17 protein-coding genes are annotated in these 25123 nt (G+C 34.8%); 1 reads left to right on the top strand and 16 read right to left on the bottom strand.

Going from position 1 to position 25123, the window contains the following annotated elements:
- Positions 1-22 precede the first annotated feature (22 nt).
- From LXH21_RS13665 to LXH21_RS13590, 16 genes are all read right to left on the bottom strand, one after another.
- Positions 23-1327, bottom strand: coding sequence for a hypothetical protein (locus tag LXH21_RS13665; RefSeq protein WP_239866890.1), 1305 nt, complete (start codon positions 1325-1327; stop codon positions 23-25).
- The gene (locus LXH21_RS13660) at positions 1327-2589 is read right to left on the bottom strand and encodes a glycosyltransferase family 4 protein (protein ID WP_239866887.1); all 1263 of its coding nucleotides are present in this window, start codon (positions 2587-2589) and stop codon (positions 1327-1329) included. Before LXH21_RS13660 ends, LXH21_RS13665 begins: the two co-directional genes overlap by 1 nt.
- On the bottom strand, positions 2577-3167 hold the full coding sequence (locus LXH21_RS13655; RefSeq protein ID WP_239866884.1) for an acyltransferase: 591 nt from the start codon (positions 3165-3167) through the stop codon (positions 2577-2579). The genes LXH21_RS13660 and LXH21_RS13655 overlap by 13 nt, the downstream gene beginning before the upstream one ends.
- Before the next feature lie 7 nt (positions 3168-3174).
- Positions 3175-4290 (bottom strand): glycosyltransferase family protein, encoded by a 1116-nt coding sequence (locus tag LXH21_RS13650; protein WP_239866882.1) that lies wholly within the window; start codon positions 4288-4290, stop codon positions 3175-3177.
- A gap of 73 nt (positions 4291-4363) precedes the next feature.
- The gene (locus LXH21_RS13645; RefSeq protein WP_239866879.1) at positions 4364-5269 is read right to left on the bottom strand and encodes a glycosyltransferase family protein; all 906 of its coding nucleotides are present in this window, start codon (positions 5267-5269) and stop codon (positions 4364-4366) included.
- 21 nt (positions 5270-5290) lie between these two features.
- The gene (locus LXH21_RS13640; RefSeq protein ID WP_239866876.1) at positions 5291-5764 is read right to left on the bottom strand and encodes an acyltransferase; all 474 of its coding nucleotides are present in this window, start codon (positions 5762-5764) and stop codon (positions 5291-5293) included.
- Positions 5765-5871: 107 nt separating this feature from the next.
- Entirely contained in the window at positions 5872-6777 is a 906-nt protein-coding gene (locus LXH21_RS13635; protein WP_239866873.1) for a glycosyltransferase family 2 protein, read from the bottom strand.
- A gap of 58 nt (positions 6778-6835) precedes the next feature.
- Complete coding sequence (locus tag LXH21_RS13630; RefSeq protein ID WP_239866870.1) at positions 6836-7615, bottom strand: xenobiotic acyltransferase family protein; 780 nt, start codon at positions 7613-7615, stop codon at positions 6836-6838.
- Positions 7612-8901 carry a lipopolysaccharide biosynthesis protein gene (locus LXH21_RS13625; protein WP_239866866.1) on the bottom strand — a complete coding sequence of 430 codons (1290 nt, stop codon included), beginning with the start codon at positions 8899-8901 and terminating at the stop codon, positions 7612-7614. The genes LXH21_RS13630 and LXH21_RS13625 overlap by 4 nt, the downstream gene beginning before the upstream one ends.
- A 50-nt stretch (positions 8902-8951) precedes the next feature.
- Positions 8952-10364, bottom strand: coding sequence for a nucleotide sugar dehydrogenase (locus tag LXH21_RS13620; protein WP_239866863.1), 1413 nt, complete (start codon positions 10362-10364; stop codon positions 8952-8954).
- Between the two features lie 25 nt (positions 10365-10389).
- Positions 10390-11514 carry a GDP-mannose 4,6-dehydratase gene (gene gmd, locus LXH21_RS13615; RefSeq protein WP_239866859.1) on the bottom strand — a complete coding sequence of 375 codons (1125 nt, stop codon included), beginning with the start codon at positions 11512-11514 and terminating at the stop codon, positions 10390-10392.
- Positions 11515-11805: 291 nt separating this feature from the next.
- A complete protein-coding gene (locus tag LXH21_RS13610; protein ID WP_239866856.1) occupies positions 11806-12762 on the bottom strand; it encodes a GDP-L-fucose synthase family protein in 957 nt (318 codons plus the stop codon).
- A gap of 687 nt (positions 12763-13449) precedes the next feature.
- Positions 13450-13656 (bottom strand): helix-turn-helix domain-containing protein, encoded by a 207-nt coding sequence (locus LXH21_RS13605; RefSeq protein ID WP_239866853.1) that lies wholly within the window; start codon positions 13654-13656, stop codon positions 13450-13452.
- Positions 13657-13953: 297 nt separating this feature from the next.
- The gene (locus LXH21_RS13600; protein ID WP_239866850.1) at positions 13954-16158 is read right to left on the bottom strand and encodes a hypothetical protein; all 2205 of its coding nucleotides are present in this window, start codon (positions 16156-16158) and stop codon (positions 13954-13956) included.
- The gene (locus tag LXH21_RS13595) at positions 16155-16892 is read right to left on the bottom strand and encodes a hypothetical protein (RefSeq protein WP_239866847.1); all 738 of its coding nucleotides are present in this window, start codon (positions 16890-16892) and stop codon (positions 16155-16157) included. The genes LXH21_RS13600 and LXH21_RS13595 overlap by 4 nt, the downstream gene beginning before the upstream one ends.
- 18 nt (positions 16893-16910) lie before the next feature.
- Positions 16911-17333, bottom strand: a complete 423-nt coding sequence (locus tag LXH21_RS13590; RefSeq protein WP_239866845.1) for a T9SS type A sorting domain-containing protein — start codon at positions 17331-17333, stop codon at positions 16911-16913.
- A 1143-nt stretch (positions 17334-18476) separates the two neighbouring features.
- Between LXH21_RS13590 and LXH21_RS13585 the strand changes: the two genes are divergently transcribed.
- The gene (locus LXH21_RS13585) at positions 18477-25109 is read left to right on the top strand and encodes a polyketide synthase (RefSeq protein WP_239866842.1); all 6633 of its coding nucleotides are present in this window, start codon (positions 18477-18479) and stop codon (positions 25107-25109) included.
- Positions 25110-25123 lie beyond the last annotated feature (14 nt).

The following is a 25123-nucleotide window of genomic DNA, read 5'->3' as shown; positions in this document are numbered from 1 at the left end:
AATTTCTGATTTTTTATTAAATCTATGTAAATTTCTTATCCTTAAAAAAAACCATCACTAAACCAGTTACTAATGTACCATAACCTAATACAGTGGGTTGCGCCCATTGGCCTTGAACTAATGCAACACAGGCTGTTCCGCAAAGAATAAAGGGTAATAATTTTTGCTCTCTAGGTAATTTAAAAGCTTGTATCGCTATACTAAATGCCAAAATAATGCGAAGTAAAATCAAAACACCTCCTAAAATGATACCTTGCTCACCCCCTAAACGTCCAAATTCATTTTCTGAAATTAGGTATGTTGTCTTACCTGTGAGCATTTGCGCACCTGCATTTGTACCCATCCCTAAATTTCCCGCAAAAAGTGGTTGATCCAGTAATTCCACTATAGGACCTATGAAATCATTTACCATCCGTAAAAATATTGAGTCCGTTAACCCCCCACCAGCTGATTGAGAATTAGCCGTATCAACACGATCCATAAAAACACTTGTTCCAATACTAAATATAGTCGAATATTGCTGTAAGGCAATAATAGTTATGCAAAGAATAACACTAATCCCAATTAACTTCAGCACCATCTTAGCACTCGTTACTGAGGCAATAATAGCAAAAAGACCAACGATAGCTACTGCCACGACTGCACCCCGACTAATTGTTAAAGGCAAAGCAATAACTAAAGCTATTGTACTACTTATTAGCAACGGTCTTGAAACCGATTCTTTTGATAACCAAAAGTAAAATACGAAAACGGATACAAATGCATAAAATACCGTCAGGCCTGATGTGAAGGAAAAAGTTCCTGGTGGTCTGCTGTATCCCATTGCACCCGAAAAACCTGCACTACCTTCTCCACCTATACCTACATTTATTAAGGCCGTTTGAGGACTTGAAAATTGAAGGTATACAACGATTGTCATTAATATATTTAGAACTAGAAGTAGTCGGCCCAATTTTATCACATCATTCTTTGTAAAGACAGCTCCTATTACAAATATTAAAGTAAAATGCAATAACATTATACGTGCTCCATACAAGGCTACAAAAAGATTTCCATGTCCAAAAGTAAGCGTAATTGCCACACTTAATATCGTACTTAAAAGTGCAAGTATAACATAACCATTCACAAATTTAACTCCTAGGTATATAGCTCTAATAATAGCATAGATGGCAACTGGATCTCGAACTATCAAAAGTGGTGTAGCCAAACTGGGCAAAATCCACTTTCGTAAAGCCCCTTCAAATATCCATAATAAAAAATACAACCAAATAGCAATTTTTAACTCTTTAAAAGATACTTCTTCTGCTGATGTAACTGATACTGCCATTATTTTATCTTAGTTTTAGGCTCAGCTGCAGAAATTGCGGCTACCATTTCTTTACCATAAACAGACCATGGTCTTGTAGCTGCTTTTTTTCGAGCTGCCGCTCCTATAATTTCTAACTGTTCTGGCTTTCTTAAAATTTCATCTAAAATTTTCTTGATTGAGGTAGCAGAAGCTGCATCAACTATCCATCCATCTTTTCCATGAGTTATAATATCAGGTCCCGCCGTTCGATCCGTTGTGATCACGGGAACACCTTGTGACATTGCTTCTGTTATTACCAAACCAAAACCTTCAAAAAGTGAAGGAAAAACAAAGACGTCATGATCTCTCATACAAGATAATACTTCATCATGAGGTAGGGAAGGAATCCAATTGTGTATTTCAAGCGCATCATTAAGTGCAATACAATTTTCGACTGCTTTATTACCCACTACTGTCAATGAAACTTGATTAGTTAATTGTGAAACAGCATCAAACAAATAGGACAAACCTTTTCTTTGAGATAAACCTCCCACGAATAAAACCTTTAATTTTCGGTTGTTTAATGGTTCATATATTTTTCCAGCCGTAACTTCTGGAAATCCATAAGGAATAACCTTGATTTCAGCAAGCGTTCCACTGTACTCTTCTAACGTTTTTTTTGTAAAGGTACTAGCTACAAAAATTAAATCAGCAAGGTTAAGCTCTTCATCTTTCTTTGATAATTTATTTTTTGAATCTTGAAAACCAGTCAAAGTTTGAGACCAGCTTGGGTTTTTATCGTATTCAACTTGCATTAACGCTCGAGCACTCTTCCAATAACCAATTGGCAAATCATAAAAACATGGTAAACCAATTTTTTTTGCTGCTCGAAATGTCTTCAATGCTCCATCTTCGTAGCAATATACTGCTCCCAGACTTTTCTTTTTAAATTTCTCAAGACTTGTCGCTACCCAATTATCATGGTGCTCATACACTTTATCAATACAAAACATTCCCACTTCATGGGTATTTAATGAACCAATATTTAATTTCGATGACAATAATCTACCAAATTCATAAAATGATTTTGAAAGCGTGTGGACTTGCCAAGATTCATTTAAGCGTCTCCTTTTTAAGTCTTTGAGTCGTGAGTAATTGCCTATTTTAAATAATAACGAAGTTGGAAAAATCGCAATAGTAGTCATTAATTTAAAAAGCATTTTTTCTCTTAATAATCCACTTATTAAATTCTTAGAATTGGCGTTTAATGTAGGATGTGAAAATAATATTAATTTAGCCATGCATCATTTGTTGCAAGAAACTCACAAGGATTGTATTTTAAAACCTCTGTTCTTTTTTTTACTATTTGTTTTGCTGGGTTTCCAGTAACTATTGCATAATCAGGAACATTTTTACTAACTACAGCACCAGCACCTATAACAGCTCCATAACCAATATTTACACCTGGTAAAATAATAGCACTAGTAGCAATCCATGCGTAATCTCCAATAATAATGGGTGCTTTTTTGTGCTGCCACAAGGGATCTAATACATCATGTGAAGCGCTTAATATGATTACTCCATCATTAATGCAAACATAATTACCAATGGAAACGAAATCATGAAGTGCTATTTCAACTCTGCCGATGGTGCTAAATGCACCAATACTAAGGTTTTCCTTTTTGCCTGTTATTTTTGTCATTCCAATCTCTGCTGTTGCATCGATATTTGCGCCCTTACGCACTAATTTTTGCCTTCGGTTATTATTTTTAATCAATTCAGAAATAGTAAGTAAACGTTTTCCCCAACGTTTAAAATAACCTTTACTTAGAAATGGTGACTTGACTCTATGACCCCATAAATATTTTAAAGTTGCCATAAAATAATTAAATTAAGTTACCAATAAACTTCTGTGAAACACTCTCTAAATTATGATCATTCGAATAAATATAAGAACCTTTTAAAAACTGAATTAGTCCTAAGTGATTATTGTAATTATGCAAGTTCTTTAAATCTTCCTGTTCAAATCCGCTAACCTCCCATTTTCTAGCTACAGTGATTACGCGAAGTTTTTGCTGAAACATGGCTGCAGTACTACCGCTCTTTTGACTTAGAATATATGGTGTAGTTGAGACACCATAATGGCAACTTCCTAATATTTTATTTATTTCTAAATCTGAGATAAAACCAGTTTCTTCATAATCGATTTCATTATTAAGTAAGGTATCTTTCCAAATTCTTGCATGTTGCCCATTTTGACCAATAAATATAAACTTTAAAATCTTACCATCCATAGTTTCTTTGACTGATTTCTTCAGATCTAAAATGAATTCTTTAACCGGAGCACCAAAATGTATATTACCAAACATGCAAAATTTCACGTAGGGTTTTTCAATTTTCAAGTTTTGATCATCAGATTCAAACATTCGAATATTACTTATTAATGGTAAAATGGATACAATTTGACCTAATTTTTCTAACTTTTTTTTGTATAAAGAAGTTTGAGTATTAATAACAAGTTTTGGATGTAATCTTAAAATATCTTTTACCACTATCTTTTGCACATAACCAATTATAAAATTCTTCAGCGGGGCATGTTGCTCCATACCAATCCATAACTCATGAAACATAATATGCCACTTATGCGTACCATCTACTTTCCTAAGCATCTTAGGCAACCAAAATGGTAAGCCTTTTGGATGGAAACTGTAAGGCACAAATTGCAGACTAATATATTCTGGTTCAAAATCATCAATTATTTTTTGCACTATTTCGAAACGTTTGCTGTTACTATGAGCACGTGGAATGCGATTTATCTTTTGCATTTTTTCCTCTACTTCATCAATAACATCAGTTGTGAAATATTCTACTTCTTTGTCACATAGAGATAGTAATTGAACATTATTACCTTTCTTGCTAAGCTCTTTACCTAATAGTCGCGTATAATCCCCCACACCGTCTTTACCAACTTCTAAAGACCCACATAAAAATAAAATTTTCATTATATCTATATTTTTTTTTATAGGTGTAGATATATAATAAAATATAATATTCTAACCTATAGCGTTGTGTGCTTCAGATTCCAATAATTCTACCTAACAGTGATGCTGTTTTTAAATTAAGCTTTCTAATGAATAATTCATTGTTTGAATATATTTTTATTGGACTTGAACAATTATTAAAAAATAATTTTGCAGCCATCGTTGGCTTTAATCCCCTCATAATAACCTCTTTTAAAAAATTATTATTCCAAGGCTTAACAGCCTCAACTGCATGAGCCATTAAATAATTCGGAGACGTAAAAGCCATCCCTTCCAAACCAATTATACTAAATGGTAAATCTGGTGAAATTGTCATTGCTGCATTTAAAAGATCCTGGTCGCCTTTAAATGCTCTACTACCTTCTTTCTCAAACTGACTCACATCACCATCAGATGCTATATATTTCTGAGTCAGCATAATCCACCTTTCAATAATTTGCTTATTTTCAATTGCAATTCCAATAAATCCACTATTTACATAATAACTTAAATCGTTTGAAATAAAATCTTCAGCCAAATGTCTCCATTGTCTGCGCCATGGATGGTTATAATGAACAAATGGGAAACAATTGTCTAAACACACGCCAATTCCTGACTCTGCCCAGCTAGATATAAAAGACCATCTACAGGTAACTACAATATCAGGATCAAAATAATAGATCTTTGATACATTTGGATAAGCTACAATCATTTCATTCATGAATGTAGGTTTGTAATACCCAAAGTGCATATCCGTACTTAACTTAAAAAAACGAATCATGATTGTATCACTTAAAATATAATGATTACCATTTCTTGTTAATTGACTAGTCCATTCGGGAACAGTTCCTCTATAGCCAATGCATACAATTCCTTCAAAAGACGATTGTATTAATGAATTAACTAAGGCACCAACTCCTTTTTCATAATTACCTTCAAAAAGAGTTGTAACTATCTCCATTTATTTGATTTCATATAATAATTAAACCCTATCTTTTATTTTTTTTGCGGGTATACCACCCCAAATCTCATTTGACGGAATATTTTTAGTTACTACTGAACCTGCAGCTACTACCGCTCCATCGTTAATGGTTACCCCCATCAAAATAGTACAGTTAGATCCAATCCAAATATCATTTTTTAAAGTAATCAATGCTGTTTTAATCGGTTGCAAATTTATACAAATATTTTTATCTATCTGATGATTATTATCTACGAATACCGAATTACTCCCAATTAAAACATCGCTACCTATAATTATCTGTAAATTACAATTAAACTCACAATTTCTTCCAATAAATGTTCTATCGCCAATACTAACGTAATTTTCCATATCAAATGGATTTTTAAACTTAAAATAAGTCTCGTCTTGAATCTCACAGTATTGACCTATTTTAATTTTAGAAGGCCAATCACAAACTATTCGACCAATTATAGTATTGTTAGGTAAAACCATTCCAGACGATTTTAAGTAAATTTTTCGAAAAAAACTTTTTAAAATTTTCAACTTAGAGATAATAATTGGTACTATAAATTTGCTCATAATAGTATACACATTTAAATTTATGTGAATTTTTTAAAACAAACGGATAATATATTATTTAAGGATATATCAAAATAGTTACGTTTAATTATACAATTTAAAATTCCTTTAAATTTATCTCGTCCTATAACTTGCTTTATAAATCCTTCTCTACTCAAAATTACATATTTTGCAAACTCTAATTTAACAATATTGGAATTAAATTTTGATGAATCAAGATACTTCTCAACCCATTTTTCCATTCCTATATGTGCAAGTCTCTTCAATTCAAGACTGCTGGTACTGGTGATATTATACTGATTTTTACGATACATAAATAGTGGCTTGCTGTTATATGCAATTCCCTTATCTCCACATGCTATAAAGGCAGATGTATAATCTGAACACCAAGCTAATGGTAGTTTGTAAAAACCATTATTATTCTTCAATGCTGATGATCTGTAAACAAAATCAGATATGAATTGTTCACTTCTACCTTGGATACAGTTTAAAATATAATCATTTGTAGTCTCAAATTCAGGACAATTATTACTGTATTCAATCAGTTCTGATTCCTCATTTATAATTTTTATTCCACAGTGATAAACATCCAAATCAGGATAATTATCAATAAGCTTATTAAATTCTTCAAGATAATTAGGCTCAAACTTGTCATCATCACCCATTAAAACAAAATACTCGCCATTTGCTAGGCTTAAACATTTATTCCAATTATCAATTACATTCTCCGCACCTGTATTAACAGAATTTTTGTAATAACGAATTCTCGGATCGTTAAATTTAGCTAACGAACCTTCAATATCATCTGGAGAACAGTCATTTACAATAATTAGTTCAAAATCTGAATATGATTGATTAATTATACTCTCTATACATTCTTCAAAATAACGTCCTTTAAAAGTGGGAATTCCAATTGAATATTTCATTTTTTTATATTAACTCAAGTTTACTATACAAAATATAATATAGCATTGCAAATACTAATTATATATTATCCTTATTAATAAGTGATAAAATCTGTTCTAATTTTAGTGATTTTTGAAAGTACTGATTATTTTGTGATAACCAGTCCATATCTTTATTCCACCATTCTAATTTTTGAAGTAAAGTAATTATTTCCTTATCGAATCTATACTTTATAATTTTCGCTGGAACACCAACTGCTACTGCATAATCAGGTATATCTTTGGTAACCACAGCACCTGCACCAATTACTGCACCATTTCCTATTTTAACTCCATCCAAAATAACAACATTAACACCAATCCAAACGTCGTTACCAATTTGAGTTTTCTCTATACCATATTCATCAAAATTTGATTTAATTGCAACTTTGATATTCCAATAATTAGATTCACTATAAAATACAGGAGAGGTACTTACATAATCCGTAGGATGCGAACCTAGACCTACTGATAGATTACCACCAATCGAACAGTATTTACCTACAATACAATTATTAACTTTACTAAAATCACCTATGTATGAAAATTTATTTATTTCAGAATTACCCACACTACTATTAGATCCAACTCTATTATACCCTAATAAACTACTATTACTAATAAAACTATTATCATATATAGTAACATCATTTGAAATATTTGAATCGGTAATAAAAACATTTTTATAAAAACAGCAATTAATTTTGCAAACTTTTGATCTCTTAATAATTGTCCCAGTACTACAAACAGCATTGTAATGGTGCAAATACGTTATGATAATGTGAATCTGTCTGACTATAAAATTTTTTATACCTTTCATTTCAACTTAAAAATTTTAATAATTACGAATATATTATTTTGTAGTAATAAAACAGAAGAGATAAATATGTTAAACCACAGTAAGCCTATAACACTTGATATATCAAAAACAAATATTCCAGCAAATATCGCTAAAAGATTGCTCCCAATGGCTATAATTGGAGATATAACCCATCCTCTACCAGCTGCCAATAAAAAACTTATACCTCCTAATAGAGCTAAAACTCCTCCTACAATACTTAAAAGCAATTCAAGTTCTAAGTCGGTATAATTAGAACCTAAAACCCATAATATTTGACTTCTTAATAACCAACTTGTAATTACAAAGAAAATACTTACCAGTATAATTCCAGCATTTATTTGAATATATCTTTTTAATAACAAGCTCTTGTTTTCTTCAAATCTTGAAAATCTAGGAATCATCAGCTGGCCTAATATTGCTCCAAAAACATTAAGTAGTATTGTCAAACGTCCTAAGGCTCCAATTTGCGCTAATCCTATACTAGAACCTGTAATGGATAAAATCCATATTATTATCTGGCCTGAAAATGCTGCATAAACTGCGTTTGGAAAAATTCGCTTAACGATTTTAAGCATTTTCTGTTCTACTTCCTTGTCAATATTCGCTTCTTTATCAACAAATTCATCAGCAATTTTACTTAATTTAATATTACCGAATAGCCTAGGTATTCCACCTGCTAATATTGCGATATATGTTAGAGGAAATATAAAAACTGAAGCAGCTGTCATTAACAATCTTAAAACACCAACAGTAATTTGGTTCTGTTGAAGAGGTATGATATTCTGGTGCAATTTAGGTACAATTTCTAGCAATGAATCTGAAATTGCTGCATAAAAAGCAGGTATCAATGACAGAATTATTAACAATGTCATCAGTAAAGTTGCTCCTTGATGGAGTAATAAATAAGATAAAATAGGTAGAGCAATAACAAAACTTCCGATAGCAAATTTTCGCCTGAGCTTTAAACCAGTTTTAAGAACTATTCCTAATTTATATTTGTCCTGCCATACCTTACCTCCCTCTGCCATAACACCTGATGATATTCCACTGTCACCAAGTAAAGCAATTGTTCCTAACATTGTATTTGACAAGGTATATAGAGCATATTCTTGTACTGGCAATAATCTAATTATTAATATACCACTAATAAATCCGACTATTTGAACAATTATTTGTGCGCCACCAGTAATAGATAATAATTTACCCCACTGCACCAAAGTATCGTATTTAGGATGCTGTTTTATATTTCGTATTTTACCTTTCAATTATTTGTTTATTGTTGTATTTTATTTTATTAGTACTATTATATTATTAATTAACCCTTACCAATTCCCTTAACTTCAAAGCCAATTTTAGTCAAGTCAACCGCATTTAAAATATTACGACCATCAAATATAAAGGCTGGTTTGTACATGTTGGCATATATCATTTCCCAATCGTAGATTTTAAATTCGTCCCATTCGGTTAAAACAGCAATTGCATGCGCTTGGTCCATCGCTTCCATTGGCCTTGTGTACACTACGATTTGTTTTAATTTGGATTGAATTCTTGCCTCTGAAACGCCATTCAATTCCCAAATGTATTGCATGTCTTGTTTTACCTTCGCTTCTGAGACCTTAGGATCGTACACATGTATTTCTGCACCGTCTTCTATTAAATGATCTGCCACAGAGATGGCTGCTGATTCACGTGTATCATTGGTGTCTTTTTTAAAGGCCCAACCCAAGAATGTGATTTTTTTGTCGCTAACGGTATTAAATAGTGACGTAATTATCTTTTTTGCAAAACGACGTTTTTGGTAATCGTTCAAAATTATCACTTGTTCCCAATAATTGGCCACCTCTGGTAAATTGAAATGACGACACAAATACACTAAATTTAAAATGTCTTTTTGAAAGCAAGAGCCTCCAAAACCAACTGATGATTTTAAAAATTTTGGTCCAATACGGCTATCAGTACCAATAGCATTCGCTACTTCATCTACATCTGCCTCAGTCGCTTCACACAAAGCAGACAAAGCATTGATAGAAGAAATTCGCTGCGCTAAAAAAGCATTTGCTGTTAATTTCGACAATTCAGACGACCAAACGTTGGTTGTCAAAATTTGTTTTGGAGATAACCAATGTGCATAGATATCAACTAAAGACTGAATAGCAGCCAATCCTTTTTCAGTTTGCTTACCACCGATCAATACACGATCTGCATTAAATAAATCGTCAATCGCTGTTCCTTCCGCAAGAAATTCAGGATTAGAAAGTACTTCAAAATGTACGCCATTCCCTGTACTGTCTAAAATGGTTTGTAAGGTTTGAGCGGTACGTACGGGTAAAGTTGATTTTTCAACAATAATTTTATCGTTTTTGGCTATTCTTGCAATTTGTCTAGCACAAAGCTCTACAAATTTTAAATCTGCTGCCATCCCTTTTCCCTCACCATAGGTTTTGGTTGGGGTGTTTACCGCTATAAAAATCATATCTGCGGCATCAATAGCCGCATCAACATCCGTTGAAAAAAACAAATTGCGCCCTCTGGCTTCCTGTACTACTTCAGCAAGACCTGGTTCGTAAACCGGAAGCTTGTCTAAATCTTCTTCATTCCATGCCGCAATTCGCGCTTCATTTAAATCAACTACCGTAACTTTTATTTCAGGACATTTTAAGGCAATTACTGACATGGTAGGACCACCTACATAACCAGCACCCAGACAACATATATTTTTAACTTTCATAATTACATTTTAGTTTATCCGACAACTATTCGAAATAATTCAAAGTTTGGTACCCACCTTCTTTCAAATATTGGTCTTTTTTCATCAAAGCAATATCCGATTGCATCATGTCTTTTACCAAATCCGCTAAATCGTATTGACATTCCCATCCCAGCTTCGTTTTAGCTTTGGTGGGATCACCAATCAATAAATCAACTTCTGTAGGTCTGAAGTATTTTGGATCAACGGCAAGGATTTCTTTTCCAATTTCCAATTGGTAGTCTGGATTGTTGCATGCTTTTACGTATCCTTTTTCCTCCACTCCTTCTCCTTTGAACTCCAATTCGATTCCTACTTCAGCAAAACTCATGCGAACAAACTCACGCACTGGTGTAGTAGTTCCTGTCGCAATCACCCAGTCTTCTGCTTGCTCTGCTTGTAGGATCATCCACATCATGCGTACATAATCTTTAGCATGTCCCCAGTCACGTTTGGCATCTAAGTTTCCTAAATAAAACTTATCTTGCAATCCCAAAGCAATTCTTGAAGTCGCTCTGGTAATTTTTCTTGTTACAAAAGTTTCTCCTCGTATTGGTGATTCGTGGTTGAATAAGATTCCGTTACACGCATACATTCCGTATGCTTCTCTATAGTTCACCGTAATCCAGAAGGCATACATTTTTGCAACTGCATAAGGAGAACGGGGGTAAAAAGGAGTCGTTTCTGATTGCGGCACTTCTTGTACTTTACCATACAACTCAGATGTAGAAGCTTGATATATACGTGTTTTCTTTTCTAAACCCAATAAACGCACCGCATCCAAAATACGCAATGTTCCCAATCCATCAGCATTACCTGTATATTCTGGTGTCTCAAAAGAGACTGCTACGTGACTCATCGCTGCCAAATTGTAAATCTCATCCGGCTGAATTTCTTGAATCAAACGCGTCAAATTAGTACTATCAGTCATATCACCATAGTGTAGAATAAAGTTCCTGTTTTCTACATGTGGATCTTGGTACAAATGGTCAATTCTATCAGTATTAAAAAGTGACGAACGTCTCTTAAGACCATGAACGATATATCCTTTTTTTAATAAAAATTCACTTAAGTAAGCACCGTCTTGACCAGTAACTCCTGTAATAAAGGCTGTTTTTTGTGTTGGATTCATAAGTTATTTGCTATGCACGATGGCGTTTTTTTTATTGTTCAGTCTCTGAGGTCAGTATTCAGTCCCGGTTTTCAGTCTCTTTGCTCAGTTTTCGGTCTCAGTCGCAGTTTTCAGTAATTGTTGATGCGGTTGTCGCAGTTTTTTGTCGCGGTTTTCAGTTTTTCAGTGTTTGTAAATTTAGATTGCAGTTATTGTGGTGTTCTCTATATTCTTTTCCTTCTAACTTCTTCACTATTCCCTCTAACCTATCATTCCTAACCTTTAACTTCTATCCTCTTCCCTCAATCTGTTTTATTTGTAATCGATTTGTTTGAAATTGTCTATGTTTTCAAGAAACCAATTGTATGTTTTTTGGATTCCTTCTTCTAATTGTACTTGGTGTTTCCAGCCTAGAGCGTGCATTTTGGATACATCCATTAATTTTCTTGGTGTACCGTCTGGTTTGCTGTCGTCCCAAACGATTTCGCCTCTGTGACCTACGATTTTTTGAATAGTGTTCGCTAGGTCTTTGATGGTTAAATCTTCTCCTGTTCCTACATTGTATAAATAATCGGGTAAATTGTTTTCTAAGGCAAAAACTACAGCTGCAGCCATGTCGTCTACAAATAAAAATTCGCGCATTGGTGTCCCAGAACCCCATAGCAAGACAGCTTCGTTTTGATTGTTTTTGGCTTCATGAAATTTTCGGATCATCGCAGGCATTACATGCGAACTTTTTAAATCGAAGTTATCATGAGTACCATATAAATTAGTTGGCATTAAGCTTACAAAGTCTTTTTGAAATTGGTTGCGAATAGCTTGACACAATTTCACTCCTGAAATTTTAGCCAATGCATACCATTCATTGGTAGGTTCTAGAGAATCTGTCAACAAATACTCTTCCTTTAAGGGTTGAGGCGCTAATTTTGGGTAAATACATGAACTACCTAGGAAAATAAATTTAGAAACATTAGTTCGGTGTGCCGCATCAATCAAATTATTTTGGATTTGCATGTTTTCCATTAAAAATTGGTACGGAAAGTCATTGTTGGCTAAGATACCACCTACTTTGGCTGCTGCATCAATGATTACATCAGGTTTGGTTGTAGTAATAAAATCATTAACAGCTTGCTGGTTGCGTAAATCTACTTGTTTACTACTAGCTCCCACTAAATTCGTATACCCTTTGCTTTCTAAATTTCTCCAAATAGCACTTCCTACCATTCCGTTGTGCCCTGCGATGTATATCTTGGCTGTTTTGTTTGTCATAAAATGATTGTAAAAAATATAAAGCTTATTATAAAATTGAGATTAAATTCTTATGAAAAAAAATTAAAGTTCTGATCGTTTGTGATACGGGTTCCCCCTTGTCAGTTACAGAATAACCAAATCAAGAGGTAAATAAATAATAAGTAAAAATATCGCTTTGTACTGAATACTATCCATTTAGTGCTTTTTGTAACAACAAAAATCGTAGTCGCTGCCTTTAATGACATTATTTTCCATAACGTGCACAAAATTAGGCAGTGTAGAACTGATTCACTGTTGATTTTGGTAGCAAAAACTCCTTGTTCAGGACAATTAAACATAAAAATTTCCTTTAAACAGTCAGGATTACTATATATTTATCAGTGTATTCCCTACAATAACACAGTGTCACATCACTTTTCTATACTACACTTTATATTGAGAAAGGATTCAATTTTGGACAAACAAAAAAAGGAATTTGATTTAACAACGATATGTTTATATTTGCAATTTACATGTGCAGATTAAATAAAAAAGGAAATACTTCAAATAATATATAAAAAAAGTACTTTGTATCCATTTTATAGGAGAGCATCAATCAATAGAAAATAAAAATTACAAGAATCTATTTAGTTATTAAAAATATCCTTACCATTAATTGAATGTTCTACTTAGCGGCAATTAAGAAAATAATAACGCTTCAGTGCACTAATTAAAAGCAAATAATTCACTTTTTTTCGTTCCTAATACTTTTGCTAATCTATCTAATTTCGAAATTTTCAAATCCACCGTACCCCTTTCCACTTTGAGATAACATTGAACCGTCATTTCCATCTGAATAGCAACATATTCTACTGAATGCTGTTTTGCCTCTCTAAACTCCTTTATTTTAAAATAAATCGCTCTTTTGCTCATAAAAAAGTGGTGTCATAAACTATCCAAATATATTTTCAACTAATAAAATGGACTATTTTTATTTAAAGATTAATTAAATACGAGGTGAAATTACTATTCAAATTTAATAACAAAAAATTTATCCGTTAAAATGGCTTGATTTCCGACTAATTGTAAAGACTCTAGCAATCACAAATTTTTAAACACTTACAACATACCTGTTATTTTAAAGTTATAATAATAATTAAGCCGCTTGCAAGTTAATGCAAACGGCTTATTTATTATTACTCGCCTGAATAAAGATCCAACCGTATTATTTTAAAAAGTCTTATCAACTAGTAATTGTGGATACGCATTAACTGGCTCATTTATTATAACTGTAGGCACTCCATTATATACCTTAGTCATTAACTTACTAATACTTGGGTGTGCTGAAAGATCAGAATTTATAAATAAGCAATTATCATACTGACTGCCTGACCACGTTCTTGTTAACACATCCCCTTTAATTGTTGAGTTTAAAACCAGCAAACTATTGTCATTAAATGGCGCATCATCAGCAAATCTGCCGGTGTCTAACATAGTGCACCCTTCAATATGTAAACTAATAAAACTAGTTGTTGCTCGAGACGATGTATTTTTATCAAAATTACATCCGTACAATGAAATCTCACCACCAATAATTACATTCTCTCCAACATTGTTAGTAAAGTCACAATTTAGAAAAAAAGAACCATTCGTACTATAAGTAGAAGAAGCCAAAGAATTACCTATAAAATTACAGTCAATCCATGCGTTTAAATTATTAGCCCTTGTTGCATGCATAGAAGAACCAATGCCACAATTAATATATTGACATTTATAAAACAATGTTTTATCAAAATAACCAGATGTATGTTCCGTTGCAGAAGTTAAATACTGTGGATCTTGATACAAACCAGAACCGCAGTTTACAAAACTTACATTATCATAACAACAATTATCTGTCCCCCCCATGTGGTATAAATTTATACCTTTTTGTTGATCTCTAAATACCACAAATTTCATATTTACATAAGAACTACCATTATAATTTTCCGGAAAATACTGCCCGTTGCTTCCACCTTGAAGGGTTAAGTAAGCTAAAACATAATGCGTATCATTAGGAGAAGATACCATACTAATCAATGGAAAATCATCCGTTAGGCCTACAATTATAGTTTTACCAGTTCCTGAACCAATTATACCTTGACTATTTCCAGTTACAAAAATTGGTGATGAAATATAGAATTCACCTTCAGGAAGTTCGGCAATTCCATTTGAATCAATTAATCCCTGAATATAAGCCCTACTATCAGGCTGACCTTTTCTTTTTTCTTTCCAATCTGCACCCAGAGGATCAGGAATCTCATTGTACACAGGTCTATCCCATCTAGTACTTTGCACTCCTGTAAAACTAGTTTTCACAGCTGTGTTGGTTATTAAATTTGTAGCTGTACCATTTAAAACGATGGGTTCTTTATTATATTTCATTGCTGAAAAATCAAAACCACTAACACTACCTGCCTTTTTAGTAAAATCTACTGTTGCTCCTATACTTGTAACATTACAGTTGCTTGATATAGTGCTGGGAATTACACTATATATATTTGTATCAACCATAAAAAGATTGTTTGCCTGAATATCAAATGCAGCAGTTTTGTCACTTGCTACTTGACCAGGATAAGCTGCACCTCCAAAGTTGACCATTTTTAGATCCCCCATATTTTGAGCATAAAAAACCGCTTTATTGTCTGTACTTTGACCTGTCAAATTCCAACCCTCAGCATCGAGTCCAATAAAAGTAGTACTCTGTAAATTATCTAATATCATTCCATCACCAACTGGCACAAGCAAATTAGTCATAACATGTACATTACCATAACTAGGAGTACTGCTATTTCCTTTTATAACAACCAACGGTGATGATATTCCTATCTTATGCTTTATAAATTTACAATTCCTGTAGTATCCTACTTTACTAAAATCATAGTTTACTCTTCCATCTAGATTTATAATAGTAATATTATCCAGCTTAGCACCAACAGCGTCAAATGATGCGTATTTCAGAGACTTAAATTCACTATTTTTAATTGGTAAACCAGCTTCGAAAACTACCCCTCCCTCTGCTAGGTTTAGTTCTTCAATGTGCACATCTGAACTTCCTGCTTTTACTGTTATTACTGCTGGTAATCTGGTTAATGATGATTGGCCATAAATTCTCTGACCGCTATTGATAACAATTGGCTCTGTGCCATAAACTCCTTTTCCGAGTCTAACAGCATTATGCAAGTTTAACATAGCTTGTAATTCAGACTTTCTTTCGACTGGTAAAGGATAGGCAGCAAAATACTCCTTTTCTTCTTTTTGATTTAAATCAACAGCTACCGGTGCCTCTAACAATGGGTCCGGTTTTGCTAGTTCCAGTTTTTTATTTTGTGCATATTGATAATTTTGCGAAAAAGTAACCGTTGAAAAAAGTAATATGTATATTAAATATCTCATTGTCCTGAAATTATGTAAGTATTGGTATTGATTTTTCTAAGGAAACCAAAACTTACGTTACCAGTAGCACTCGTAAAACTGGCACTACCATTCAATTTATAATTAAGTTGCACATCTGAAGCTGCTTGTATGGATAATATAGCTCCATTGTGCGCTTCTAGATTGATTGTATCCCCTACTAACATATTTGCAAAATTAGAGGTTAGCGTTAAGGTAGCCGATTTTGTACATTCAACTGTGTTGTTGATATCAGTAGTAGCTATATTTCTAGAGGTGATAAAAGGTATCACTACTGATCGGTAAGGATTGGTTGTGCTAGAACCTACTATTCTGTCAGCTGTTTTTGCATGTAAGGCATAAGGAACACTTAGTAATTGTGTTATGCTAATGATATTATAATTTGAACCACCTGTACAGTCGACTTGTGTCTCTATAAAGTAAGGTCCTGTTTGCCAAGCAATCGCACTAAATGCATTTCCTGTTGATGCTCCGGTTCCAATTTCAAGTGAAACCAACCCATTATTATTTGTATTTACATTATGTGTTTCTTGGTAGACTGCTGTACCGGTAGACGCACCTTGACGAACGATAACTCGTAAACTTATAGGTCCATTGATTACCAAAGTATTATCAGCTTTTCGAATAATGGCTTGGTAACTCATTTTTTCTGGCGACTGTGCAATAGCTGTTAGGCTAACAGTCAAAAATAAAAGTATGGTAATTGCTATTTTCATTTTTTTGTATGTGTTTTTTTAATTTTTAACTATTTTAAATGTTTTTAAAAGTTCACTGTTTACTACTACTTGAAGTATATAGACGGAAGCACTAAGATCTGTCATATTAATGGGGGTTTCAGTTTGACTAATTGTATTCTGTTTGACCATTCTCCCTTGTAAATCATACATTTGATACGATTTTATTCCTTGTTCCAATTCTAATCCGTTCATGTTAACTGTTACATAATCTGTTGTAGGATTTGGGAAAATAATAATTTCTGCTGTAGGTTCTAGATTCTCTTCTACTATTAAAGTATTGATAGTATTATCGTGCTGTACACCCTGTGCTACATTGTATATCGATAAACCAACATAACTATAGAATACTTGACCAATGGAATATGCAACGGTACCTGATTCACTAGATGCATCCGAACCTGAAGCATTGATGGTTCCCATTACATTATTTTTATCTCCTGAAGCACTTTGACTGTGACCTTGAAATGTTACACATAAAAGTATTATTATGAGTAGGTTGACGAATTTTTTATTGGAAATGCTCACAGGTAAAAGGCGTTAAATTAATTTGCTTTCTAAATTCTACTGCAAACATAGTAAATAATTCGACTTAAACGATGAAACATTCAATTTTTACGATAAAAAGCGTTATTTTACATATTTGTTAATCTAAATACTACAAATTCTGTAATTTTATTTTTGTGCTTTTTACCATTAAAAGACTTTACTGACCTGTAATTTTGCTGAAGATGCGCAAAATTTTTAATCTAATATTCAAGAATTTGTCTTGTTGATTTCTGCCAACAAATTAACGATGAATTATTTCGAAAATTGTATCACCATATCATTTTTATCTAATCATTAATTTACCTTATGTAAAAATTACAATTTATCAATAAAAGCTCAAAAAAAGCTAAATATTAATGTCTAAAAGTACTTACTAGCATCAATTAGTAAAAAATCCGTAAAAAATATATGAATTACAATTAATTAATAATTAGCTATTTGCAATTTTTTAAATATTTAATATTTCGCAAATTCTTTTTGTGTTAAAAATAAATGCGAAATAATTAATAATTATAGTGTCTTTCGGAAAAACGAGGCTCAATTGCGATTAGTAAATTTATATTTTGATATAATCTCTAGATCGAAGACTGATTGCGGTTTTTAAATAGGTGATAAAACTATTTTTGTGCTACTTTATATTTTGTTTAGAAAGTATTAACATCAGACTTTATAAAAATCATGAAACTACAATTAATCTATGACGTAACGCAATAAACCCTTTTATAGTATAATCATATATGCTTTTTATCGAAATTATTCGCATTACAAAGGAATAGTAAGCAATACCGAATAGTTTTCCTTTCTTTTGTAGTCGCATTTACCTAATCTATAAAAGAAATGCGCAAATGAGAAATAAATAACGTTTTCCTTTTAGATCAGATTCTCGGTCTTTAAGTCTATTTCGTTAACCCCTATGAAGCTTCTGACAATATTTGGTAGTTCAAAAAATATTTACTCTGTTGCAGAAATTTTTGTGTGGTTTATTTCAAATTAGAAAAACGAATCAACGTTAGCATCATGAAGCAAGCAATACATACTAGTTTTATCACCCCCCCTACTTCTATCGAGGATTGGACTGTTTTGGATTTATTTCAGAAACAAGTAGTCGAACATCCATCGAATGTTGCTGTTGTATTTGAAGATAAAATACTTACTTATTTGGAATTGGATGTATTGTCCAATCAACTAGCGCATTATTTAACTAGTATGCATGGAATAGCCGAAGGAGATTGTATAACAATACTATTGGAGCGCAGCGAGATGTCAATCGTTTGTATGTTAGGGATTTTAAAATGTGGAGCTGCTTATGTTCCTATTGAACCTAGCTATCCTTTACAGCGAATTGAGTATATCATAAAAGATAGTAGCAGTGCTCTTACCATTGACGATAACTTTTTATCACTTTTTATATCCAGTACATACCTAGATAAATCCTATTCCACTTTTAATTTCAAAGTCAATCCCAATCATTTAGCTTACGTAATTTATACCTCAGGAAGTACAGGGAATCCTAAGGGGGTTATGGTGGAACATAGTAATTTATACCATTATACGTCAAGTTGCAAGTATTTAATTAATAGTTCAAATACAAACTCAGGTTGTTTTGCCCATCTATCATTTTCTTTTGATGCAAGTATCACAGATGTATTCGTACCATTAAGTTATGGTAAGAAAATGATAATAGGAGGTTCAATAAGTGAAGGGGTTTTTAGTGACGCTAATTTATACAAATATGCTCCATATGACTTTATAAAATTAACACCATCACACATAAGTTTGTTAATTTTTAACTTGAATAGAAAATACGACGTTCAAATTGCTTCCAATTTCGTTGTTGGAGGAGAAGCATTATATCAATATCATTTAAATTTATTTGCAAATGATGGAATTCAAGCCACTGTAATTAATGAATATGGACCAACAGAAACAACTGTTGGTTGTTGCATATATAAATGTGCAACTTCTAAAGTACATACCAGCGAGAATATTCCAATTGGTAAAGCACTTCCAAATACGCAACTTTATATCGTAAATAAAGAGGGACAAGTCGTGCCAGATGGAGAAATTGGTGAACTTTGTATTGCAGGAAAAGGCGTTACAAAAGGCTATATTAATAGACCTGAATTAAATGCGGAAAAATTTTGCTCGAATCCATTTAATTTGGGTACGAAAATGTATCGTTCTGGCGATTTAGTTAAAAAAGATACAGACGGGAATATTATCTATTTGGGGCGTATTGACGATCAGGTAAAGGTTAATGGATACCGTATTGAATTGGGCGAAATTGAAGCTGCACTCGTTAGTTTGCCTGAAATCAAATTGGCCGCTGTAATTGTTAACAAAGATTTTGAAACATCACGAATTGTAGCCTACTTAAAAGCGGAGGAAAATAGCACAACTTATAGTAATGTAGCCGAACTACTTTCTACCTTGCTGCCTACTTATATGATACCTAGCATTTTTATGTGGGTAGATCAATTTCCGCTGAACTCCAACGGTAAAATAGATAAAAAGAGTTTGCCAAAACCAGAATATATTCGTCCCTCAAACGCTCCTCTTTTTCGAAAACCAAAAACGGAACTGCAAAAAAATATAGCTACAGTGTGGCAAAAGCTGTTGCATATCCCTTCTATTGGGATTGATGATAACTTTTTTGAGATGGGCGCTACTTCCCTCTTAGTACAAAAGGCGGTTGCGGTATTGAATAATGAATTAGACAGTCCAATATCTGTTACCAACATCTACCAATATCCAACGGTAGGTAGTTTGAGCTCGTTTTTGGACTCAACAATAAAGGAAAAAGCAAAATTTGATTTTTCGAAAACAAAAAAAAATACCCGAACCGATGCTGTTGCTATCATTGGAATGGCGGGTCGCTTTCCTGGTGCCAATACCATTCCTGAACTTTGGGAGGTCTTGAAAAACGGAAAAGAAACCATCAGTTTTTTCAAACGCGAAGATTTGGATGCGGCTGTGCCTGATAGCCTGCGCAACGACCCTTTGTATGTAGCGGCGCGCGGAATCATTCCGTCAGCGAATCTCTTTGATGCGTCCTTTTTTGGTATTAATCCAAAATTGGCCGAAGTGATGGATCCACAGTTTCGTTTATTTTTAGAAATTGCATGGGAAACACTAGAACAAACAGGCTACCTACCAGCGCATTACAACGGGAAAACTGGCGTTTATGCGGGTGTGGGAACCAATACCTATTATAAGAAAAACATACTTCCGAATGCTGCCATTTTAGACCAAATAGGCTATTTGCAAGCAGAGACGGTTAACGAAAAAGATTATATTGCCTCTAGAACGGCTTATCAACTCGATTTGAAAGGACCTGCCGTGAGTATTCAATCGGCATGCTCTACTTCGCTCCTAGCCATTGCGCAGGCGGTAGAAGCTATTCGAAACGGCCATTGCAATCTTGCACTCGCAGGAGGCTCTAATGTTACAGCACCCATTAATAGTGGTCATTTGTACCAAGAAGGTTCTATGTTGAGTAATGATGGGCACTGCCGATCGTTTGATGCTGACGCAAAAGGAACCGTTTTTAGTGATGGTGCTGGTGTAGTACTATTAAAAAGTCTAGAAGACGCTCAAAAAGATGGTGATACAATTTATGGTATTATTAAAGGAGTTGGAATTAATAATGATGGGGGAAACAAAGGGAGTTTTACAGCTCCTAGCACCGAAGGGCAAGCCGATGCCATTGCGCATGCGATGCAGGATGCCAACATTGCACCCGAAACAATTAGCTATGTAGAGACGCATGGTACCGCTACGCCACTGGGAGATCCAATTGAAATTGAAGGTTTGAAAATGGCTTTTGGCCCTGTGCCCGAAAAGGAATCTTGTGCTATAGGTTCTGTCAAAAGTAATATGGGTCACCTTACTGCTGCGGCAGGCGTTGCTGGATTGATCAAAACCGTTTTGGCGATGTACCATCAACAGCTGCCTCCATCTTTGGGCTTCGAAAATCCGAATCCGATTATTGATTTTAAAAACAGTCCGTTTTTTGTTACTACCCAATTGAGAGATTGGAAATCGACTACCGATTTGCCTTTACGTGCAGGAGTAAGTTCGTTTGGTGTGGGTGGTACCAACGTCCATTTGGTAGTCGAAGAATATCCGCAAGAAATTAAAGTTTCCGGTCCTAGTCGTCCAGAACAATTGCTGTTATGGTCTGCCAAAACAGCGTTTAGCGCTCAAGGCTTTCAAAAGGAATTGGGGAAATTCTTAAATACGGAAAGTGAAATTTCATTAGCCGATATTGCGTACTCTTTACAAAAGACCCGTCAGCGTTTTGCGCACCGCTCTTTTTTGGTGGGGAACACAAGCGTTGAATCGGCAAACCAATTGCTTTCGATACAAAAAAATAGCCTTAAATTGGCTGTGCTAAAATCGGTACCGTCCGAATTGGTTTTTCTATTTCCAGGCCAAGGATCGCAATACCCTCAAATGGGAATGGCATTGTACCAGCATGAGAAAGTGTATCAAGAGACCATTGATCTTTGTGCAGAACTTTTGAAAAAAGACCTTCTGATTGATATCCGAACGGTTTTATATCCAGAACAACCCAGTCCGGAAGCAGAAGCGCAATTAAAGGACACGCGCTTTACCCAACCCGCTTTGTTTGTAACCGAATACGCGTTGGCGCAACTCTGGAAAAGTTGGGGGATACAACCAACCGCCATTTGTGGTCATAGTATTGGGGAATTTGTTGGTGGTGTTCTGGCTGGAATTTTCAGTTTGGAAGATGCTTTACATTTGATTGCCTTACGTGGTCAAATGGTGAATGAATTGCCAACAGGAAATATGCTTTCTGTTCGAATGAGTGAAGAGGAACTACTCGCCATCTTACCCAAAACGCTCTCACTTGCAGCGGTAAATTCGCCTGTATTATGCGTGGTAGCGGGTGAAGCATCTGAGATTTTATCTTTTTCGAAAATATTACAACAGGCAGAAATTGCCAACAAACAGCTATTTACGAGCCATGCTTTTCATTCACACATGATGGATGCGGCTGTAGAGCCATTTGAAACTGCTGTTCGAAAAATAAAATTAGGAACTCCTTCCCTTCCCATAACCTCATCGGTAACTGGAACATGGCTTACAGACGAAGAAGCAACCGATCCAACCTATTGGTCCAACCATATGCGCGAAGCTGTTCGCTATAGTCCCGCGGCAAAAACCTTACTAAAGTTGGATGATCCAACATTTTTAGAAGTGGGTCCTGGGCAAACATTAACGGCTTTAACCAAGCAACACGGAGCGGGAAATATGATCGCTGCTTACACAAGTCTACCCTTGCCAAAAGAAAACGGGAACGACTACCAATCGATTTTAACCACCATGGGCGAATTGTGGTTGAGAGGGTTTGAACCCGATTGGCAGGCTTTCTATAAAGACCAACAACGACAGCTTATTGCTTTGCCAAGTTATGTTTTTGATCGAAAACCCTGTTGGATTGATCCTCCCAAATCGGCACCAATAGCAGCATTGGCAACAAAAAATGAACAACTATCTATCGAAGCTCCACTAGTTACTGAGCCGACAAATGACCTATTACCTATGAGAAAAATTACTATTTTAAATCAAATTGCAGCAGCTATCAATCAAACTAGTGGTGTAGAATATCCAGAAGATGCTACTAGCTATTCCTTTCTTGAATTGGGGCTGGATTCCTTGACTCTAACGCAGTTGGCTATTCGATTAAAAAAAGAATTCAAACTCCCCATTACTTTTCGTCAACTTAATGAAGGTCTAAGTTCACCCGATTTGTTAGCCGACTTTTTGGATGCGCAACTTCCTCCTGAACCTGTAGCGATTGCTCCAAAAGTTGTTCCTATACCGCACCCTTCTCCTGTGGCTGTGACAGTTGCTAGCTATACTTCGCCAGTTAGTTCTGAACAAAACAATACAGCGTTGGGATTGATTGCACAACAAATTCAGCTACTAGGAAAGCAGATAGAATTGCTCCAAGGCGCACCGATTCAATTACCCACCACTAATCATCAAGCGGCAGCACAACAAATACCTCAGCCGATACTTGCACAAAATACAAACGCAGATAGTAGAACAGCCAACGAAATTGTTGAACATTCAAAACCTTTTGGTGCTTCGCCAAAAATTGAAAAATTAGCAACCGAATTAGCGCCCTCGCAAGCTGCCTTTCTAGCCCAACTCGCTGCAAGCTACACTAAAAAAACAGCCGCTAGTAAAACCTATGCACAAAAGAATAGAGGTATCATGGCCGATCCAAGGGTGGTTACTGGTTTTAAACCCCTAACCAAAGAGATGGTTTATCCTCTTGTTATTAAAAAATCAACTGGTAACCAATTGTGGGATATTGATGGGAATCAATACTTAGATGCGCTAAATGGTTTTGGATCTTGTTTTTTTGGTCATCAACCTGATTTTATAAAAGAAGCACTTCACCAACAAATTGAAAGTGGTTTTGAAGTGGGACCTCAACATCCCCTTGCCGCAGAAGTGTGCGAACTTTTACTTTCTTTCACCAACCAAGATCGTGCAGCCTTGTGTAATACAGGATCAGAAGCGGTATTGGGTGCGATGCGTATTGCGCGTACTTATACGGGACGCTCTTTAATTGTTGCTTTTACCGGTTCCTATCATGGAATTAATGATGAAGCATTGGTTCGAGGTTCGAAAAAAGGAACGAGCTTTCCGGCGGCGGCAGGAATTATGCCGGAATCTGTGCAAAACATGCTCCTATTGGATTATGGAACAGATGAAAGTTTGCGCATTATCACCGAAAGAGCCGATGAAATAGCCGCTGTACTGGTAGAACCGGTACAGAGTAGACGACCTGAATTTCAACCGATTGCTTTTTTGAAACAATTGCGAGCGATAACAGAACAAAATGACATTGCCCTCGTATTTGATGAAGTAATCACAGGCTTTAGATCGAATCTAGGCGGTGCACAAGCATTGTTTGGAATCGAAGCCGATATTGCCACCTATGGTAAAGTAATTGGTGGTGGAATATCTATCGGAGCTATATTGGGAAAACGAAAATACCTAGATACTTTGGACGGTGGTCAATGGAGTTTTGGAGATGATTCGATTCCGGAAATTGGGGTAACCTATTTTGCAGGGACGTTTGTACGCCATCCATTGGCACTTGCTAGTTGCAAAGCCTCACTTCTTCATTTGAAAAAGCAGGGTCCTGCATTGCATAACCGATTGAATGCCATGACCGATCGATTGGCTACAGAACTAAATGCTTATTTTAGTGCGAATGGTTTACCTATGATAATCAATCACTTCAGCTCGTTATGGCGTATGAAATTTAACGATGATGTTCAATACACTGATCTCCTTTTTACTGTATTGCGTGAAAAAGGGATTCATATCATGGACGGTTTTCCGTGCTTTTTGACTGAACCGTATACCGATCAGGATATCGATTTTATCATAGCTACAATCCAAAGCAGTCTTGTGACTTTGGTTCAGGCTGGCTTTTATGGTGGCACTACTTCACCGTTAGCCGCAATTGCTACAAATAAAAATAGAACGCTAAATACTCCTCCTGTCCCTAATGCCAAACTAGGAAGAGATCCTGAAGGAAATACAGCTTGGTTTGTAGAAGATAAGGTTATTAAAGGGGCTTATGATAAAATTAACTTGTAAAAACTAACAGAGAA

The sequence above is a fragment of the Flavobacterium algicola genome (assembly GCF_022399565.1).
Taxonomy (GTDB): Bacteria; Bacteroidota; Bacteroidia; order Flavobacteriales; family Flavobacteriaceae; genus Flavobacterium; species Flavobacterium algicola.
The sequence above is the reverse complement of the archived record's forward strand: the minus strand, read 5'-3'. Positions and strand labels throughout refer to the sequence as shown.